An 18,567-nucleotide genomic window follows, 5' to 3' on the forward strand; every position below is an offset into this window, starting at 1 on the left:
GCCCGGTGGAAGAACAGATAGTCGAGCGCGCTGCCCGGTCCCTTGCTCTGCGGCCCATGCGGGCGGCGGAGCGTGTGACCGTCGGTGCGTTGTTGCTCGCGGGCCTCGCGTGGGTCGTGCGGGGCGTGTGGGAGACCAGACTGGCCATGGCGGGGGAGCCCGCGTCCGGGCCGCCGGACCAGGGGGACGGGGTGCACCGGCCGCTCACCGCGCTGGAGGACTCCTACCACCTCGTCACCTCCGTGGGGAACGGCGTCGCCCTCCTGTGCACGCTTCTCTTCCTCGCCTGGCTGTGGAGGATGCGGGACAACGCGCGGGCGCTGTCGGGGCAGGCGCCGAAGTACGCCGGGATCTGGGTCTACCTCGGGTGGATCGTGCCCTTCGTGAACCTGTGGTTCCCGCGCGGGATCGTCGCCGACGCGTACCGGACCACGGCGCCCGGGCGGAAGCTGCCCATGTGCGTCAACGTGTGGTGGGGGCTCTGGCTGCTCGGGATGCTCAGCGGGGTCGGGCTCGTGTACACGGACTCCACCGACGAGATCATCGCCCGGGCGTACCAGGGGGTCTGGCCGCTGCTCGTGTCCGACGCCGCGGTCGTCGGCGCCGCCGTGGCCGGGGCGTTCGTCGTCCGGGCCGTCACCGCCGCACAGGTGGAGCGGATCGTGCGGGGGCGGGGCGCGGTGGCGCGGGGCAGCGTGGGCGCCGGGGCCCGGGCCTGAGCTGCGGGCCCCGTCCTGCGGCAGGGCCCGGGCGGCGTGCAGGTGGTGACGTCGGCGTGCAGGTGGTGGCGTCCCGCGGCAGGGGCAAGGATTTCCCCATGAGCACGATTGCCATCGTGGGTGCCGGGCCCGGGCTGGGGGCCGCCGTCGCGCGCCGGTTCGGGCGGGAGGGGTTCGGCGTCGCCCTCCTCGCGCGGGACCGCCGGAGGCTGGACGACCTGGTGGACGAACTCGCGGCCGGCCATGTCACCGCGCGCGGGTTCCCCGCCGACGTGCGCCGGCCCGAGGAGCTGACGGCCGCCCTGGAGGCCGCCGCCACCGCGCTCGGGACCGTCGAGGTGCTGCAGTACAGCCCGGTTCCGCACCGGGACTTCATGCGGCCCGTGCTGGAGACCCGGCACCGGGATCTGCTCGGGCCGATCGAGTTCTCGGTGTACGGGCCGGTCGCGGCGGTGCAGCAGGTGCTGCCGGGCATGCGGGCGCTGGGGCGCGGGACCATTCTCTTCGTCAACGGCGGGTCGGCCGCCGTACCGCATCCGGATCGGGCCGGGACCTCCATCGCCTTCGCTGCGGAGAGCGCGTACGGGCATCTGCTGCACGACCGGCTCGCCCCCGAGGGGATCCATGTCGCGCAGCTGGTGATTCCGGGGGCCATCACGCCGGGGCACGTGCGCAAGGACCCTTCCGCGCTCGCGGACACCCTGTGGGGCATGCACCAGGACCGGCACGGGTTCCGGCACTACGCGGACGACCTGGACATCTGACGGCGGGCGGCCGACGGGGCGGGCCGGAGATCGTTCGCACTGCGTGAAGAGAGTTTGTGGGCGAATATGGTGACGTTGGCCGCATTGCTCTCTTCAAGGGGGCCTCCATGGCTGTCGAAATCCCTTCGCTCATCAAGCCCTCCCGGTTCAGAAGCCGGGGCGGCCTTCTGGGCGAATGCATGGCGGAGTTCCTCGGGACCTTCGTCCTCATCTCCTTCGGCTGCGGCGTCGTCGCGATGGCGGTCGCGGCACTGCCCGGCTCGGGCCGAGCGGCCACCCCCACGACGATCTTCCTCGCGGCCGGTGACTGGCTGCTGATCACGTGGGGCTGGGCGCTGGCCGTCGTCTTCGGCGTGTACGTGGCCGGCGGCGTCAGCGGCGCCCACATCAACCCGGCGGTGACGGTGGCGATGGCCGTGCGCCGCGGGTTCGCCTGGGCCAAGGTGCTGCCGTACATCGTCTCGCAGGTCCTGGGCGCGTTCGTCGGGGCGGCGCTGGTCTACCTCGTCTACCACAATGCGATCAACGCCTTCGACCAGGCGGTGGCGGGGCCGAAGGTGAACGGGCACACCAACGCCACGTTCTCCATCTTCGCCACGTTCCCGGCCCCGTACTTCCACGGCGGCGTCTGGGGGCCGCTGATCGACCAGATCGTCGGCACGGCCTTCCTGGTCATGTTCGTCGTCGCCCTCATCGACCTGCGCAACCAGGCCGTCAAGGCCAACCTCGGCCCGCTGCTGGTGGGCTTCGCGGTCGCCGCCATCGGCATGTCCTACGGCGCCAACGCGGGGTACGCCATCAACCCGGCCCGTGACTTCGGCCCGCGGCTGTTCACCTGGCTGGCGGGATGGGACAGTCTGGCCTTCCCGGGCAGTGTGGCCGGTGCGTTCAGCGGCTACTGGTGGATCCCGATCGTCGGGCCGGTGGTCGGCGGCGTGATCGGGGTCCTGATCTACGACCTGTTCATCGGTGATGTGCTGGTCGTGCGCCAGCAGATGGGCGAGCTGCCCGAGCCGGGCCGTACGCGCCCCGTCGAGGAGGAGTGAGAAGGGGCGACGGGCTAGGGGTTGTCCGTTTCCGCTCCCGCCCTGCGGGCCGCCGACGCGATCTCCTCCAGGGCCGCCATGTGGCCTGCGACCGCCCGGCGGCCGGAGAGAGTGAGGGCGGCCCAGGTGCGCGGGCGCTTGCCGAAGTAGCCCTTGCGGATGCTGACGTAGCCCGTCTTCTCCAGGGCGGAGAGTGTCTTGCTCATCGTCGAGTCGGACACCTGGCAGTAGTCCCGCAGGACGGCGAACTCCGCCTCGCCGCACGCGGAGAGATAGGCGGCCAGCGCCAGCCGGGTGGGGTGGTGCAGTTCGCGGTCCAGGGCGGGGGGCTCGGGTGTGCAGGTCATGCCGACGCGGTCCCGGTCGCGCGCAGCAGGTGCTCCAGGCCGCCGGCCAGGCCGAATGCCACCAGCCAGCCCGTCGTGCCGTAGGGGATCGCGGCCAGCAGGCTCACGGTGACGGTGGCGAGGGGGAACAGCCAGGTGCGCCAGGCCCACCGGCCCAGGTCGCGCCCCCGTTCGAACCAGCGCGTCACCCCGCCGTGGTGCGCGCCGAGCCAGACCAGGGCGAGGAAGGCGATCGCACTCAGCAGTGCGCCGGTGGCGAGCCACGGCGCCCACTGCTGCTGACGGTCGGCGAGGCCCAGTGCCGTGAAGGCGGCGGCGAAGGTCAGGGCCTGGCCGACGGCCCACCCCCGGGGCCTGGTCCGCCGGTCGCTCGCCGCGCGTGCCGCGGCCCGTGCGGCGCATGCGGCGTCGAGCGCGTCCTGCGCCCGTCGTACGTCCATGGATTCCCCCGTGCTGTCCACGTTGCTGCCTCCTGTGCGCAAGGGGCGGCGGGTCGTGCCTCCCCGTATACCGTCAGCATGGAGAATACTTTCCAAGAATGCAAGTACTTTCCGAGCGCTGTCCCGATCTTGGTGAGCCGGCCGGAAGGGCAGGTCCGGGCAGCCGTCCACAGGTTGTGACAGCGCCCTCACCAGCCGGTCAGCAGCAGGTGGTTGAGAAGCAGGGCGAGGGCCGCCTGGGCGGTGAGCCAGGCCCGCGGACGGGGCAGGTACGCGCACGCCGGGAGCAGCCACATCGCGAACGGCAGCCAGATGCGCTCGGTCTCCGCCTTGCTCATCCCGGACAGGTCGGCGATCAGCAGCGCCAGGAGCGCGGCGCCGACGAGCAGGGCCAGGCGGGCGCGGGCGAGGGAGGCGCGGTGCGTGAGGGCGGTGGCGGTGCGGTGCAGGCCGGCCGCCGTCGCCAGGCCCGTGATCAGGGCCGCACAGGCCAGGTTCGCCCACACCCAGTAGCCGTAGGGGCGGGTGCCGCCGACGCCCTGGTAGTAACGGGTCACCAGCAGGTGGTACGCCGTCCACCAGTTGAACCCCGCGAGTGTGAACGCCAGGGGTACGACCACGAGTCCGGCGAGCAGGGCCGCAAGGAGCACCGGGCGCGCACGCACCCGGGCCCGGCCCAGGAACAGCACCGCCGCGCCGATCAGGGCGACGAGCGTGAGGCCGTAGGACAGATAGCAGGTCAGGCCGAAGAGCAGACCGGAGGCGGCCGCACAGGGCAGGGAGCCGCGGGTGACCGCGAGGGCGAGCAGGGCCACCGACCAGGCGGCCACCGCCGCGAAGTACGCGTCCGCCGATGTGCCCAGCCAGACCGCAGCCGGAGCCAGGACCAGGAACGGGGCCGCGCGCCGGGCGAGCGCCTCGTCCGCCAGGGCCCGCACGGCGACCAGTACCGCCACGCAGGCCGTCGCGCCGACGGTGATGCACCACATCCCGGCCCAGCCGCCGCCCCGCAGCCCGATCCGGTCGAGGAGCACGAAGGTGAGCGTGGCACCGGGCGGGTGACCGGCGACATGGGCCGGCCAGGGGCTGGGCGTGCCACTGACGATGTGGTGGGTGAAGTCGCGCAGAGTGGCCGGGATGTCGTGGAAGCGGCCGATCACCCGGAGGTACTCCTCGCGGGTGGTGAGGCGGGCCGCGATGCCGCGGTGCCAGCCGTCGACGAGGGCGAGCGAGAGGATCCAGGCCGTCGAGGCAGCCCAGGACACCGGGAGCAGGGCGCGCCAGGGCAGCCGGGCGGCCAGCGGCGGCCCGTACGCCACGGCGGCCGCCGCGAGGAGGACGGCGGCCGGGGTGCCGGGGCCCACATGGGGGTCCCACTCGGCGAACACCGGGGGCCAGTGCACGAACAGGGTGTGCCGGGTGAACTGGATGCGGCGGCCGACCAGCACGGCCACCGTCACGAGCAGGGCGGCGGCCGCGGCGGCGTACAGGTCGCCGCGCAGGGCGCGGCGTTCGCCGGGGCCGGAGGGGGGCGCGGCGGACGGGGCATGCGGTGCGTCGGGGCGGGAGCGGATCACATCGGCACGCTAGGCGGCTTGGCCCCGCGGGGGCCGTCGGACGGGCCGGACGTCAGCGTTTCGTCATGGGTCGGGCCCGCTTTCCCGGGTGTTTCGCCGCTTACGGTCGGGGCATGCCAGACCATCCCCGGGTCCCCACCTCCCCCGGTTTCTGGCGCGTCCCCTGCGCGGCACCTGGTTCACCTCGGTGCTCGGCCTCGTCCCGCTGGCCGGCATCACCGTGCTGTTCGTGACCGGCCTGCTGTCCTACGCGGCCCACAACCCCGGCCTGTCCCGGGTGAACGACATGACCCCGGACAAGGGGGCCCCGGCTTCTACCTCTTCGCGTGGCCGACCGGTCCGGTGCGGCTGTACCGGTTCACCCAGGGCGCCCACGTCACCCTCGGCGTCACCCTGATCCCGGTGCTGCCGGCCAAGCTGTGGTCGGTGGTGCCGAAGCTGTTCACGCTGCCGCCGGCCCGCTCCTCACGCACGCGCTGGAGCGGATCTCGCTGCTGCTGCTCGTCGGGGGCGGGCTGTTCGAGTTCATCACCGGCGTGCTCGACGTCCAGCTGGACTACGTCTTCCCCGGCTCCTTCTGCCCGCTGCACTTCTACGGCGCCTGGATCTTCTTCGCCGCGTTCGTGGCCCACGCCGTACCGAAGACCCCGAAAGCGGTGCGGGCCGTACGGCAACGGCTGCGCGAGGACGAGGACGACGACCTCGCCTCCCCCGACCCCGCCCCGACCACGGCCGCCCGGCGCGGATCATCGTGCCCGCGGCGCCCGGTGTGCTCAACACCAAGGGGGCGGCCCGGCTGACCTTCGGAGACCTGTGATGCTGCGCCGCCCACCGCTCGGCAGCCCGTTCCAACTGCTGTTGCTCGTCCGGTCCTCGGACTGGTGGACCGGCGCCACCGCATGGCCACCGGTCAGTCCGCGGACGTGTACCTCGGCCGCTGGCTGCCGATCACCGCCGTGCTCTTCGGCGGCTCGGCGCTGCTGCTCGTGATGGGGGTGCGCAGGGCGAGGAAACGGCGCTCGCCGGCCGTCCACTGAGCGGCCGGGCGCCACCCGGCCCGGTCCGCGACCCGGAGCAGGGCCGGGGTGCCGATGCGCGCCCACGGGAACGGCTCGCCCGTCCTCGCCCGTCCGTCGGCGACGTCGACGACCTGCACCTCGGTGCGTTCGTCGAGGTCCAGTGGCGCGGTCTCGGCGATCAACAGGCCTCCCGCACACAGCAGTTGCCCCATCCGGTGCAGAAGCGCGCGGGGGTCGCCGCCGATGCCGACGTTGCCGTCCATGAGCAGGACCGTGCCCCAACGGCCCTCGCCGGGCAGTGGGTCGAAGACCGAGCGGCGCAGCGCCTGGCCGCCGACGGTGACGGTGCGGGTGACGGCGGCCTCGCTGACGTCGACACCGAGGACGGTACGGCCCCGGGCGGCGAGTTCCGCCACCAGCCGGCCCGGGCCGCAGCCGACGTCCAGGACCGCGCCCTCGCAGCGGTCCAGCACCGCCCGGTCCACGGCGTCCGCGCCGGCGCACCAGCGCTCCACCTCCAGTGGCAGCAGCCAGCCGTCGGCACGGCGCAGGAACAGCGGGCCGCGGCCGGTGCGCAGGGCGGCGGCATACGGGTCGGAGACGGCCCAGGCGGGCTGGTCGGAGGCGGCGAGGGCGGGCTGGTCGGAGGCGGCCCCGGCGGGCGCGGCGACGGTGACACCCATCGGGCGGCTCATCGCGCGGCCGTGCAGTCGGCCAGCCGCGCGGCGAAGGTGCCGTGCGGGGCGAGGGCGGCCACCGCGCGGGCGTCGGCGGCGGTGTCCACGTCCCGCAGCAGGGGCAGGTCCCGCACCCGCAGCCCGGCGGCGAGCAGCCGCTCCCGCTGCACGGCCCCGGTCACCGGCGTGGACATCGGCACGCCCCGCAGCAGTGCGGGTTCCGGGCGGGCCAGGCCCAGCGCCCAGAAGCCGCCGTCCTCGGCCGGGCCGAACCAGGCGTCGCAGTCCGCGAAGTCCACGGTCAGCAGGTCCGGGGTGACCTGGGGGGTGTCCATGCCGATCAGCAGGGCGGGGCCCGAGCAGTGGCCGAAGGCGTCGGCGAGGCGGGCGTCGAGGCCGCCCGCGCACTGGGGTACGACGTCGAAGCCGGGCGGCAGCCAGGGGCCCGGCCGGCCGTCGAGCACGAGCACCCGCCGGCCGGCCGGGGCTTCGGCCACCGCCCGCAGGGTGTCGACCAGCGAGGCCTCGGCGAGGGCGGCGGCCTGCTCGGGGGAGAAGGGCGGGGTGAGCCGCGTCTTGACCCGCCCGGGCCTCGGTTCCTTGGCGATGACGAGAAGTGTGGTCATCTGTGCCTTTCTGGGGTGCGGTGCGTTCGGGGGTCGGTCATGTACGGGCTCCCTCGACCGGTGACCGGAGGTGCGGGCCGCCGCCGGGTGGGACGCCTCGCCCGCGCCGACGGGGTGCCGCTGCGCCCACCCGTGCCGCCCCAGCGGCACGACTGCCCGCAGCTGAGTGGGGACGGCGGCCCCCGGCTGTCCGCGGCAGAGCCGTTGGAGTGGCTGGGGTGGCAATGTCCTGGGGGTGCGGGGAGCTGTGCGGTCGGTCCTCGGTGGCCCGTAGTTGGGTGGCGGTGGTGGGCCTCGGGCCGTCCGTGGCCGGGTGGCTGTGGCGGCGCCATTGCGGGGGCTGGGACTGCAACCTCCTAGGGGCGCGGGGAACTGCGCGATCGGCCCCCGGCGGCCCGCACGGGAGCAGGCTCGTTCAGGACGCGGCTCATGTCCCGTACCGCGTGCCAGGTTCCGCGCCAGGTGCCGGTGACCTTCGAGGCGCCGGTGCGGGGCAGGTACGGGACGTCGTGCTCGGCGATGCGCCAGCCCGCGTCGGCGGCGCGCACCACCATCTGCAGGGGGTATCCGCTGCGCCGGTCCGTGAGGCCGAGGTCGAGGAGGGGTTCGCGGCGGCCGGCCCGCAGGGGGCCGAGGTCGTGCAGGCGCAGCCCCGTGCGGCGGCGCAGGAGGCGGGCGAGCGCGAGGTTGCCGGCCCGGGCGTGGGCCGGCCAGGCCCCCCGGGTCTGCGGGCGGCGCCGCCCCAGCACCAGATCGGCCTCGCCGTCCCGGATCTCGCGGACGAACGGGACCAGTTGCGCGGGGTCGAGGGAGGCGTCGCAGTCGCAGAAGCACACCACGTCGGCGGTGGCGGCCAGCAGCCCGGCGTGGCAGGCGGCTCCGAAGCCGCGGCGCTCCTCGAGCACGACCGTCGCGCCGAGGGCGCGGGCCAGTTCGGCGGAGCCGTCGGTGGACCCGTTGTCGACGACGAGGGCGCGCCAGCCTGCCGGGATGTGGGCGAGAACCCAGGGCAGGGCCTCGGCCTCGTTCAGGCAGGGCAGTACGACATCCACGTCGGACGGGGGTGGGGAGGTGGTCGTCACGGCGTTCACCCTACGAAGCAGAACCGGGGCAAAGCGGGCATCGGCTCCTTACGAAACGCGGACGTCGGAGCCTCGGCCGAGCCCTGGCGGCGACGCGGTGACAGGGTGGAGACATGCAGCAGCCGTACGCATCCCCGCACGCCGGACCGGACACCGGGCAGCCGCCGGGTCCCCGGGGCCGGATCCTCGTCGTCGACGACGACCCGACGGTCGCCGAAGTCGTCACGGGCTACCTGGACCGCGCCGGGTACGAGGTGGATCGCGCCGCCGACGGCCCGGCCGCTCTCGTCCGGGCCGCCGCCCACCGGCCCGACCTGGTGGTGCTGGACCTGATGCTGCCCGGAATGGACGGCCTGGAGGTGTGCCGGCGGCTGCGCGAGAGCGGCCCGGTGCCGGTGGTCATGCTCACCGCGCGCGGCGACGAGGACGACCGCATCCTCGGCCTGGAGGTGGGCGCCGACGACTACGTCACCAAGCCGTTCAGTCCGCGCGAACTGGTCCTGCGGGTGGAGTCGGTGCTGCGCCGCGCCCGGCCCGCCGTACCGCGCGGCCCGCTCGGTGCGGCCGGTCTGACGGTCGACCCGGCCGCCCGCCGCGCCGCCAAGAACGGCACCGGCCTCGCCCTCACCCTCCGCGAGTTCGACCTGCTCGCCTTCTTCCTGCGGCACCCGGGCCGGGCGTTCGGCCGGGAGGAGCTGATGCGGGAGGTGTGGGGCTGGGACTTCGGTGACCTGTCGACCGTCACCGTCCACGTCCGCCGCCTGCGCGGCAAGATCGAGGACGACCCCGCCCGCCCCCGGCTCATCCGGACGGTCTGGGGGGTCGGCTACCGCTTCGACCCGGCGGGAGACGACCCGAAGGCGGGAGAGGACCCGAAGGCGGGAGAGGACCCGAAGGCCGGAGACGAACCGAAGGCCGAAGACGCCCCGAAGGCCGGGGGCAATGGGAAGGCCGGCGAGGACGCGCGGCCCGGAGCGGGCGCGAACGCCGGGGAGAACGGGACGGAGAGCGACTGACATGCGCGACACCCTCCTCATCGCCCTCTACGCCTTCCTCGGCGCCGCCGCCACCGGCCTCGCCGGAGCCGCCGTGCTGCGCCTGATCCGCCGGCGCTCGCTCATCACGTCCATCGCCGTGGTGGCCGCCGTCGGCGTCGTCGCGATGCTCACCGGGACCCTGGCCGTGGCCGAGGCGATGCTCCTGTCCTCGCACGACCTCAGGGTCGTCACGACGGTCGTCGCCATGGCCGCCGTCGTCTCCCTGGGCACCGCGCTGCTGCTCGGCCGCTGGGTGGTCGCCCGCAGCCGTGAACTCGCGGATGCGGCACGGCACTTCGGCGAGGGAGGCGCCTTCGCCGCGCCCGCCGTCCCCGCCACGGCCGAACTGGACGCGCTCAGCCGTGAGCTGGCGGCCACCAGTGCCAAACTCGCCGCCTCGCGCGAGCGGGAGCGAGCCCTGGAAACCTCCCGGCGCGAACTGGTCGCCTGGATCTCGCACGACCTGCGCACCCCGCTCGCCGGGCTGCGCGCGATGTCGGAGGCCCTGGAGGACGGAGTCGCTGCCGACCCGGACCGCTACCTCAAGCAGATCCGCACCGAGGTGGAACGCCTCAACGACATGGTCGGCGACCTCTTCGAACTCTCCCGCATCCACGCCGGGACGCTCCCGCTCAGCCCGGCCCGGATCTCCCTCTACGACCTGGTCGGCGACGCCCTCGCGGGAGTCGGCCCGCTCGCCCGCGAGCACGGCGTACGGCTGGTCGGGGACGGGGTGGAGCCGTTGCCGGTGGAGGTCGACGGCAAGGAGATGAGCCGGGTGCTGGCGAATCTGCTGGTCAACGCCATCCGCCGGACCCCCGCGGACGGCACGGTCGCCATCGCCGCCGAGCGGGCGCCCGAGGGCGTGGTGCTGTCGGTGACGGACGGCTGCGGCGGCATCCCCGACGAGGACCTGCCCCGTGTCTTCGACACCGGCTGGCGCGGCACGGACGCACGCACACCGCCGGCCGGTGCGGGCCTCGGCCTGGCGATCGTCCGGGGCATCGTCGAGGCCCACCGGGGCCGGGCGAGCGTGAGCAACATCCCGGGCGGCTGCCGCTTCGAGGTGACCCTGCCGGCGGCGGAGGTGTGACGGGCCGTTCGGCGTGATGTGACCGGCTACTGCCGCGGACGGCAGACGATGGCCGTCGGGGACTGGTCCACGCAGGAGATCCCGGGGCCGAGGAAGCGCGAGACGATCGGTGCGATGTCCCTCTCGCAGGACAGGGTCGGGCCGTCCTCGTCCTCGGCCCTCGCGTGCTCGCAGATTCTGCCGAGGACGTTGTTGTCGGTCTTCTGGCCGGGCGGCGGCGTGTCCGCGGAGGCGGACGGGGCGAGGAGGCCCACGCCCAGTACCGGTGCGGTGAGCAGCGCTGCGATCAGGGTGCGGGCCGACGTGCGGGTCCGTCGTGACATGGTGGTCCTTTCGACTGGTTCGTACGGATAAATACCAATCTCAAGGACGTCGTGCAGAGGGGGACACGCCCTGTTGGTCCGAGCGGAGTCCCGCGTCCCCTCTGCGATGCCCGCCGGAACGGCCCGGGGCCATTCGGGTGACATTCGGCAGGGAAGTCTTCCGATCACATCAAAGGTTCCCAGACCCTCGTGAACAGGATCACTTGGGAGGGAAGGGGCACACCCTGATGTATCGACTCAAGCGGCTCGCCAGGATCGGCCTGATCGCGGGGGCGGCGGCCGTGCTGGTCGCCGGCCCGGCCACCAGCGCGCAGGCGGCCTCCGGCACGCTGTTCTTCAACCGCGCGGACACGGGCGCCAGGGACGCGATCAGCAACCCGGCGAACAACGAATGCATGCTTCTGGGCGGCGGTGCGGGCATCGTGGACAACAGGACCAACGCGATCGCCTTCCTGTACCGGGACGAGAACTGCACCGTTCTGCAGGACAGTCTCGGCCCCGGACAGAGCGGTGCCTACGGAGGGGCCTCGGTTCCGCATTCGGTGGAGTTCGGCGCCCCCTAGACGCATCCGCGGGCGCTCCGCCGCCCGGAGCCCTGCTCCGCCGCCCGAAGCCCTGCTCCGCCGCCCGGAGCCCTGTTCCACCGTCCGAAGCCCTGCTCACCGCGGCAGCCGCGTCCGCGCCGGCTGCCGCCTGCTCCCGGCGCCGCCGGAACGTCCAAGGCGGTGTCGGGACGGGGCCCGAGGGGCCCATGATGCAATGGGCCGCGACGGAGCAGATCCCGGGCTGGGGTGGGGCGTGTTGAGCAACGGTGGGACCGATGCGGTGAGTTTCGAGCCGCTGGGCGAGGGCGATCCGCGGACCGTGGGCAACTACCGGCTGGCGGCCCGGCTCGGGTCCGGCGGCATGGGGCGGGTCTATCTCTCGCACACTCCCGGCGGACGGGCCGTCGCGGTCAAGGTGATACGGGCCGAACTGGCCGAAAGCACCGAGTTCCGCAAGCGGTTCCGGGCCGAGGTGGCCGCGGCGAGCCGGGTCCACGGGATCTACACGGCTCCGGTCGTGGACAGCGACACCGAGGGGGCGGTGCCCTGGTGCGCGACCGCCTATGTGGCGGGGCCCTCCCTCTCCGACGCGGTACGCGATCACGGGCCGCTGCCCGTCGACACCGTGCTGCGGCTGGTCGCCGGTGTCGCCGAGGCACTGCAGGCGGTGCACCGCGAAGGCATCGTGCACCGGGACCTCAAGCCGTCGAACGTGCTGCTCGCCGCCGACGGCCCGCGCGTGATCGACTTCGGTGTGGCGCGCGCGGCGGACACCACGTCCCTGACGCAGAGCGGTACGGCCCTGGGCACGGTCGCCTACATGGCGCCGGAGCAGGTGCTCGGCGCGGAGGCCGCCCCCGCGGCCGACGTGTTCGCGCTCGGGCAGACCGCCGTGTTCGCGGCGACGGGCGGCGCCGCGTTCGGCGACGGGGATCCGCACGCGGTGCTGTACCGGGTGGTGCACGCGGAGCCCGATCTCGGCCGCGTACCGGCGGAGATACATGAGTTGGTGGCACGGTGTCTGCGCAAGCCCGCCGCCGAGCGGCCCACCGTCGAGGAGGTCATCCGCTCCGTCCAGGCGATCCAGGCGTATCGCGGTGACGAGGCGCGGTTCACGTCGGGGGCGTGGCTGCCGGGCGACCTGGCCGCGGGAATCGAGGCCCGCGCCGCGGGCGCCGACCAGGCCCGGGCGGGAGCGGCGACCGCGGGCACGGCTCCGACCACGCACCCTTCGGACGCTTTCGGTGCTCCCGGTGCTCCCGGTGCCTTCGGAGCAACGAGCACGCCCGGCGCTCCCCACGTGCCCGGCACTCCCGGCGCCCCCCATGCCCCCGGCACCCCCGGTGCTCCCTATGCCCCCGACGCTCCCTACGCGCCCGGCACTGCCCAAGCGCCCGGCGCTCCCGGTGCTTTCCCGCCCGCCGGTCCCGGCGGGTTCGGGCCGCCGACGGCCTACTCCCCGACCCCGCCGGCCCATGCCGCGCTGCCCGGACCCTTCGTCATGGGACCAGGGGCCGCACCGGGCGCGTACGCCCCGGCCGGCGGCCCGCAGCCGCACGACACGGCCGGCGCACCGACCGCCCCGGTGCCCGCGAGCGCCAAGGGCCGCAAGGGACGGGCCTGGCTGCTGTCCGCGGCCGCCGTCGTCCTCGTCGCCTGCGGGGCGGCCGTCACCCTGCTGTTCGTCCCGGGCGACGGGGACAAGGGCGGTGAGCGGGCCCAGGACGCTGCCGCCTCGCAGTCGGCCACCTCCGCCGGGCCGTCGAAGTCCGCGCCCGGCTCCCCGGCCGTACAGACGTCGAAGAAGGCGAAGGCCACCAAGTCGGCCGTGCCGCCCAGCCCTTCGGGGCCGCCGACGCCCACGCGGACCGCGCCCTCGCCGACCACCGCGGCGAGCAAGCCCGCGGCTCCGAAGGCACCCGTCCCGGTCACGTACGCCGGGATCCGGATGACCAAGAGCCACGATCTGTACCTGGCGGACACCCCGGTGCGGTCCAAGGCGGACACCGGCACCTCCGACGAGGATCTGACCTACGCCGTCTACTCCTCGGGCGCGGTCCTCGCCCCCGGCACCACCTCCGGCAGTTCGCTCGCCCTGCTGCCGGTGGGCCGGCAGGGGAGCCTGGACGCGTGCAAGGCGGCGACCGGCTACAAGAGCTACCTCTGGGTCAAGGACCTGACCGTGGGTCAGCAGATGTGCGTGATCAGCGGGACGGGTCACGTGGGGCTGGTGACGTACCGGGGCTCGTCCGGTACGACGTACGCCACGCTGGACGTGAAGGTGTGGCGCAACGCGGCCTAGCGCGCGGCGGTCGAGCCCTTCGCGGCCTGCCCGACACGCCTTTCAGTCCCCTTCGCGCCGCCCCCCGGTGGCCCGGTCGATGGCAGCCTCCACCGCCGCCACCCGGTCGGCGAGCTGGCCGAGGGCGGCCACCGCCCGGGTCAGGGGGTCGGCCCCGGGACCGCCCTGGGCACGGGCGCGGACGTGGGCCGTCTTCAGCTCGGCCCAGCGGGCGGCCTGCTCGGCGTCGAGGGTGCCGCGCAGCTCGGCCAGCTTCAGCAGGTTCGCCTCGGCGCCGGTGGTGAGGGTCTGGGCCTCGGCCGTGTAGTGGTCGGTGACGACGGCCTCGCGCTCGGCGTCGTTCATGACCGGGCGCAGGCGCTGGGCCATGCGGTTCATGTCCCGGTAGGAGCCCTGGAGGCGGAACGGCGGCTCGGTGCGGGTGGTCTCCGACTGGGCGGCGGAGGCGATGTAGGCCGCGTTGACCCTGAGGATCGTCCCGCGTACGGCGAGCAGATGGCGCAGGACCGCGAGGACGCCGTCCAGTTCGGCGGGCGGGACGGGACGGGTGAGGCGGTCGGCGCGGGCCGTGGGGTCCGCGGCGGCGAGCCGGACCAGCAGGTCCAGGTCTGCGCGGTCGCGTCCGGCGAGCGGGGCGAGGACCGGGTTGGCGGTGAGCGCGTTCTCGACGAAGCTGAGCGCGAAGACGTCGTCCTTGCCGGTGAGGACGTCGCCGAGGTTCCACACGTCCGCCCGGTTGGCGAGCATGTCGGGGACCCGGAAGCGGTCGCCGGACTCGGTGTAGGGGTTTCCGGTCATGCAGACCGCGAACCGCTTGCCGCGCAGGTCGTAGGTGCGCGGCTCGCCCTCCCACACGCCGTCGATCCGGCGGGTGGCGTCGCACAGCGGGATGAACTTCTGCAGCAGCTCCGGCGAGGTGTGCTGGATGTCGTCCAGGTGGAGCAGCGTGTTGTTGCCGGCCGCCAGCGCGAAGTTGATCTTCTCGACCTCGCGCCGGGCCGTGGCGTTCGGGGCGTCGGCCGGATCCAGCGAGGTGACGGAGTGGCCGAGCGCCGGGCCGCTGACCTTGACCAGCATCAGGCCCAGACGGTCGGCGACGTACTCCATGAGCGTCGTCTTGCCGTAGCCCGGCGGGGAGACCAGCAGGAGCAGCCCGCCGGTGTCGGTGCGCTTGGACGCGCCGGTGGTGCCGAGCTGCCGGGCCAGGCTGTCGCCGGCCAGCGGCAGGTACACCTCGTCGACGAGCCGGTTGCGGACGAAGGCGGACATCACCCGGGGACGGTGGTCGTCCAGGCGCAGCCGGTCGCGTTCGGCCGCCACCAGGGCCGTACGGCGGCGCTGGTAGGCGCGGAAGGCGGGAACCTCCCGCTCGGCGAAGCGCGCCGTCCTGGCCAGGAACTCGTCCAGGCGCAGCGGCAGCCGGCCGTCCGTCACCCGCGGATGGGCGCCGAGCAGTCCCTCGGCGGTCGCGGTCAGCGGGGCGTCGCCGTCGTAGCGGGGCAGGCCGGGGCAGAGTTCGGCGGCGACCGCCTCGGCCAGTTCGCCGGGTCCGGTCCCGGCGCCGGAGGCGGTGGCGTAGGACGACAGCCAGGCCTCGGCGACCTGCCGGCGCTCGGCCAGGCCGGGCAGCGCCTCCAGATCCCCGGCGTACTCCGTCCCGCTCACCGTCTGCCGGAACTTCTCCAGCAGCGTGCGCGCGGTCGCACCCAGGACGAAGGCCCCGCCGGCCGTCAGCTCGTCGAAGAGATACCCGGCGGCACCTGCGGCCTCGGCATCCGGTTCCCACGCCCCGATCGCCCCGGCCAGCTCCGCCACCAGCTCGGCGATCCCCGCGACCGGACCGAAGGTCTCCCTGGCGCGGGCCAGCGACACCGCCCGCCGCGTCCAGGTCTCCCGTGCCTCGACGGTGGTGCCGTGGGCCCAGAAGAGCTGGGCGGTGGCGCGCACGGCGGGCTCGTGGCGCAGGGTGCCGGCGCCGTCGTACAGGGGCAGCAGGGCGGTGAGGACCGCGGTGGCGTCGTGATCGTGGACCCCGCGCTCATAGCCCTCGTCGTACGACGCCTGCGCCGCCTCCCGGACCAGGGCGGGCAGGTCGGCCGCCGCGAGGGCGGCGGGGCCGTGCTCGGCCAGCAGGCGGGCGGCGAGGTGTTCGGCGCGGTAGACCCCGGACGACTCGGAGGGCAGATGGCGCTCCCACAGCGGGCGGGTCTCGGCGAAGCCGGGGTCCGTCACCGGGAGGCGGTAGTCGGTGCCGGTGACCGCGAAGGCGAGGCCCTCGCCCTGTGGGACCAGGGTGAGGTCCAGGGGCTGGGTGTTGACGGCGAAGCGGTGGCCGCCGAGCAGCAGGGTGCGCCCGTCGTCGGCGTACAGGTCGCCGCGGTCGCGCAGGGCGCGGTCGGCCTCCTGGCGGGCTGCCTTGAGACGGCCGTCGAGTTCCTCGGCGCGCACGCTGTCGCCGAGGGCGCGCAGTTCACCGGCGGTGCGGCGGACCTTGGCGACCATCGGGTCGGAGGCGAAGTAGGTGGTGACCGCGTCGCTGTCGGCCAGCGTGGCCGCGCGGCGGGCGACCGTCTCCAGCACCCGGGCGGCGGAGGCGGCGAGCTGCTCGGCGCGGCGGGCGCGGGCGTCGGCGAGGGACTGTTTGCGGGCGGCGAAGGCCTCGTAGATCTCGGTGCGCCGGCCGTCGAGTTCGGCGAGGAAGTCGTCGAACTCGGCGAACCGGGCGTCCAGGTCCTCCACCCGGGCGAGCACCGCGGCCAGCTGGTCGTCGCAGGCCTCGGGCGTGCCGGACTGGGCGAGCGCCGCGGTGACCGCCTGGGCCAGCAGGGCCGTCTCGGCGGCGAACTCGGCACGGCCCTCGCGGTCCAGGAGGCTGCGGCGGCGGGCCTCCAAGGTGGCGCGGGCCCGGTTGACGCCGCCGAGCACCTCGGCGATCCGCTCCAGGATGGCCGTGCGCACGGTGGCGTCGGCGATGTCGAGGCCGGTGACGACCTCGGTGACCGTGCGCAGCCCGTCGGCGAGGTCGTCGAGGCGGGCGGCGACGGGCGCGGCCGCGGCGACGGTCTCGGCCGAGCCCGCCTGCTCCACGAGGTGTTCGACGTCCGCGTGGTGGGCGGCGAAGGCGTCCTCGCGGGCCAGGGAGGCAACCGCGCGCCGCCCGAACGACGCGAGATCGGTCTCCGCCTGCGCGGCCAGCTCGTCCACCCGGGCGAGGTCCGCGTACCGCAACTCCTTCAGCGTCAGCAGATGGCCGTGCGCGTGACGGAGTTCGGTCAGGCCCCGGACCCAGGCGGCGGCGTCCCGCGGGGCCTCGCCGCGCAGCCGGCGGACCACGGTGGCGATCCGCTCCGCCGCCTCGTCCAGGGCCTCGGCGGCCTGCCGGGACAGGGCGCGCACGGTCTCGAACTCGGCCAGCACCTGCTCGGCGGTCTCGCGCACCGCGTCCAACGGCTCGGCCAGCGCGCCGAGTTCGGCATCGCGCAGCCAGTGGTGCGTGTCGGCGGCGCGTACGCAGGCGGTGGCCAGCGCCCGGTAGCCCTCGCCCGTCTCGATGCCCTCGGTGACGAGCCGGGCGACGGACAGGCAGTCGGCGAGCCCGCGCACGAGGTCCGCGTTGCCGGCCCGGGCCAGCGCGCCGGTCCCGGCGCCCAGGGCGGCCGCGTGCGTGTCGGAGACGTACGGCGAGGTCCACCACTGCAGCGGGTGCGCATGCGCGGGCTCGTCGCCCTCGGCGCGCAGCACGGCCAGGGTGCCGTCCTCGAACAGGGCCCAGCCCCGGCAGGACAGCGGGGTGGCGACCTCCTTGCGCAGGGTGTTGTACGACAGCAGGAGCGTGCGGCCCCCGGCGCGCGAGCGGAACGCGTAGAGCACGTCCTCGCCGTTGGGCGAGCGCACCTCCCTCTCGAACTCCAGCCCGCGGGCGTCGAGTTCGTACGTCCTGTGTCCCCCCGAGACCAGGCAGTACCCGCCCGGGAAGACGATGCCCCGGTCCTCGGGCAGCCGCCTGCAGGCCTGCCCGATGCCGTCGAGCCGGACCACCGAACGGGTCAGCGTGTCGAACACCAGGAACCGGTCGGCGTCCTCCTTGTACGGCCGCACCCGCAGCAGGACCAGCGCCCCCACGCGCGCGTGCGCGACGGCGGCGTCGGCGAGCGACTGCAGCGGCTCCTCGACCGGCTCGGCGTACAGCTCCTCGCCCTCGGGGCCGCGCACCGTGAGCCGTCCGCCGACGGTCGACACGCCCGCCCCGCCCGGCACCGCCACATACGGGTCCCGGCCGAGGACGTGGTCCTCGCGGGTGGTGTCCGTCCAGTCGAAGTCGTACGCCGGCGGGAAGACGTCGTCGCGGTCCCCGCGCGCGTCCAGGAACCGGGTGCGCCCGCCCGCGGCCGGGCTCCAGCGCAGGGCGCGGACGTCGTCGGCCTTCTCGCCGGTGCGGAACACCGCGAGCAGCCGGCCGTCGGCATGGCGCAGCCGCAGCAGCCGGGTCTGCTGGTAGTAGCGGTGCAGGGCCGTGAACTCCCGTACGAACGCCGGGTCGTCGAGCAGCCCGGGCACGGCGTCCTCGGGCAGCCGGTTCAGGTCCCGGTCGTGGAGCGCGAGGACGTCGGCCACCGCCGCCCCGGTCCCGTCGGCCGTCCGGCCGGTGCTGCCGAACAGCAGCACGTCCCCGACGGCGACGATGTCGCAGGGCACGCACGCGTGGTCGGTGCGCAGCTGCGCGGTGGCGCGCAGGGCGAGCCCGGCCGAGCCGAACTCCTCGGCACGGCGCGCGTTGAGGGCCTCGGCCCGCCGGGCCAGATCGGCGGCCTGGGCGGCCAGCCGGTCGCGCAGCACCTCGTAGGTGCCGGCGTCGACGGAGTCGTACGAGCCCGTCTCCGGGGCGGTTGCCATCGAGCGTGCATCCCTTCAAGGGCGTTCGGTACTGCGGGAAACAGAGGGTGGCCGGGCCGCCGACCCCCGTACAGCGG

The 18,567-nt window shown here is 74.5% G+C and carries 15 protein-coding genes and 1 pseudogene; 8 read left to right on the top strand and 8 right to left on the bottom strand.

Annotation, left to right across the window (positions count from 1 at the left end; genetic code table 11):
• Positions 1-56: 56 nt before the first annotated feature.
• From AB0H32_RS02155 to AB0H32_RS02165, 3 genes are all read left to right on the top strand, one after another.
• On the top strand, positions 57-719 hold the full coding sequence (locus AB0H32_RS02155; protein ID WP_361113164.1) for a DUF4328 domain-containing protein: 663 nt from the start codon (positions 57-59) through the stop codon (positions 717-719).
• A 98-nt stretch (positions 720-817) separates the two neighbouring features.
• Positions 818-1,483 (top strand): SDR family NAD(P)-dependent oxidoreductase, encoded by a 666-nt coding sequence (locus AB0H32_RS02160; protein ID WP_361112794.1) that lies wholly within the window; start codon positions 818-820, stop codon positions 1,481-1,483.
• A gap of 107 nt (positions 1,484-1,590) precedes the next feature.
• Positions 1,591-2,529, top strand: a complete 939-nt coding sequence (locus AB0H32_RS02165) for an MIP/aquaporin family protein (protein ID WP_361112797.1) — start codon at positions 1,591-1,593, stop codon at positions 2,527-2,529.
• A gap of 14 nt (positions 2,530-2,543) precedes the next feature.
• Here the strand turns inward: AB0H32_RS02165 and AB0H32_RS02170 are convergent, their stop codons facing one another.
• The 3 genes from AB0H32_RS02170 to AB0H32_RS02180 all read right to left on the bottom strand — a co-directional run bounded on the left by AB0H32_RS02170 (position 2,544) and on the right by AB0H32_RS02180 (position 4,818).
• Entirely contained in the window at positions 2,544-2,876 is a 333-nt protein-coding gene (locus tag AB0H32_RS02170; protein ID WP_361112800.1) for a transcriptional regulator, read from the bottom strand.
• Positions 2,873-3,337: a hypothetical protein gene (locus AB0H32_RS02175; protein ID WP_361112803.1), complete on the bottom strand. Its 465-nt coding sequence runs from the start codon at positions 3,335-3,337 to the stop codon at positions 2,873-2,875. The genes AB0H32_RS02170 and AB0H32_RS02175 overlap by 4 nt, the downstream gene beginning before the upstream one ends.
• Positions 3,338-3,504: 167 nt before the next feature.
• Positions 3,505-4,818 carry a hypothetical protein gene (locus AB0H32_RS02180; RefSeq protein WP_361113167.1) on the bottom strand — a complete coding sequence of 438 codons (1,314 nt, stop codon included), beginning with the start codon at positions 4,816-4,818 and terminating at the stop codon, positions 3,505-3,507.
• Between the two features lie 188 nt (positions 4,819-5,006).
• On the opposite strand from AB0H32_RS02180, the pseudogene AB0H32_RS02185 reads away from it, so the two are divergent.
• Positions 5,007-5,642: pseudogene (locus tag AB0H32_RS02185) on the top strand (hypothetical protein); the annotation flags it as partial.
• Positions 5,643-5,803: 161 nt separating this feature from the next.
• Here AB0H32_RS02185 and AB0H32_RS02190 read toward each other — a convergent pair.
• The 3 genes from AB0H32_RS02190 to AB0H32_RS02200 form a co-directional block, all read right to left on the bottom strand.
• Positions 5,804-6,607: a methyltransferase domain-containing protein gene (locus tag AB0H32_RS02190; protein ID WP_361112806.1), complete on the bottom strand. Its 804-nt coding sequence runs from the start codon at positions 6,605-6,607 to the stop codon at positions 5,804-5,806.
• Positions 6,604-7,215 carry a TIGR04282 family arsenosugar biosynthesis glycosyltransferase gene (locus tag AB0H32_RS02195; RefSeq protein WP_361112809.1) on the bottom strand — a complete coding sequence of 204 codons (612 nt, stop codon included), beginning with the start codon at positions 7,213-7,215 and terminating at the stop codon, positions 6,604-6,606. The genes AB0H32_RS02190 and AB0H32_RS02195 overlap by 4 nt, the downstream gene beginning before the upstream one ends.
• A gap of 356 nt (positions 7,216-7,571) precedes the next feature.
• On the bottom strand, positions 7,572-8,306 hold the full coding sequence (locus AB0H32_RS02200; protein ID WP_361112812.1) for a glycosyltransferase family 2 protein: 735 nt from the start codon (positions 8,304-8,306) through the stop codon (positions 7,572-7,574).
• Between the two features lie 173 nt (positions 8,307-8,479).
• Here AB0H32_RS02200 and AB0H32_RS02205 point away from each other — a divergent pair, with 173 nt between their 5' ends.
• Both AB0H32_RS02205 and AB0H32_RS02210 read left to right on the top strand, forming a co-directional pair.
• Positions 8,480-9,313: a response regulator transcription factor gene (locus AB0H32_RS02205; protein WP_361113170.1), complete on the top strand. Its 834-nt coding sequence runs from the start codon at positions 8,480-8,482 to the stop codon at positions 9,311-9,313.
• Between the two features lies 1 nt (position 9,314).
• On the top strand, positions 9,315-10,427 hold the full coding sequence (locus tag AB0H32_RS02210; RefSeq protein ID WP_361112815.1) for a HAMP domain-containing sensor histidine kinase: 1,113 nt from the start codon (positions 9,315-9,317) through the stop codon (positions 10,425-10,427).
• Between the two features lie 26 nt (positions 10,428-10,453).
• Here the strand turns inward: AB0H32_RS02210 and AB0H32_RS02215 are convergent, their stop codons facing one another.
• On the bottom strand, positions 10,454-10,750 hold the full coding sequence (locus AB0H32_RS02215) for a hypothetical protein (RefSeq protein ID WP_361112818.1): 297 nt from the start codon (positions 10,748-10,750) through the stop codon (positions 10,454-10,456).
• A gap of 227 nt (positions 10,751-10,977) precedes the next feature.
• Here AB0H32_RS02215 and AB0H32_RS02220 point away from each other — a divergent pair, with 227 nt between their 5' ends.
• A complete protein-coding gene (locus AB0H32_RS02220) occupies positions 10,978-11,313 on the top strand; it encodes a hypothetical protein (protein ID WP_361112821.1) in 336 nt (111 codons plus the stop codon).
• A gap of 262 nt (positions 11,314-11,575) precedes the next feature.
• Positions 11,576-13,597: a protein kinase gene (locus tag AB0H32_RS02225; protein WP_361112824.1), complete on the top strand. Its 2,022-nt coding sequence runs from the start codon at positions 11,576-11,578 to the stop codon at positions 13,595-13,597.
• A 42-nt stretch (positions 13,598-13,639) separates the two neighbouring features.
• Here AB0H32_RS02225 and AB0H32_RS02230 read toward each other — a convergent pair whose 3' ends face one another.
• Positions 13,640-18,490 (bottom strand): DNA repair ATPase, encoded by a 4,851-nt coding sequence (locus AB0H32_RS02230; RefSeq protein WP_361112827.1) that lies wholly within the window; start codon positions 18,488-18,490, stop codon positions 13,640-13,642.
• Between the last annotated feature and the right edge of the window lie 77 nt (positions 18,491-18,567).

The sequence above is a fragment of the Streptomyces sp. NPDC020362 genome, from assembly GCF_040642095.1.
In the GTDB taxonomy this organism is placed as follows: domain Bacteria; phylum Actinomycetota; class Actinomycetes; order Streptomycetales; family Streptomycetaceae; genus Streptomyces.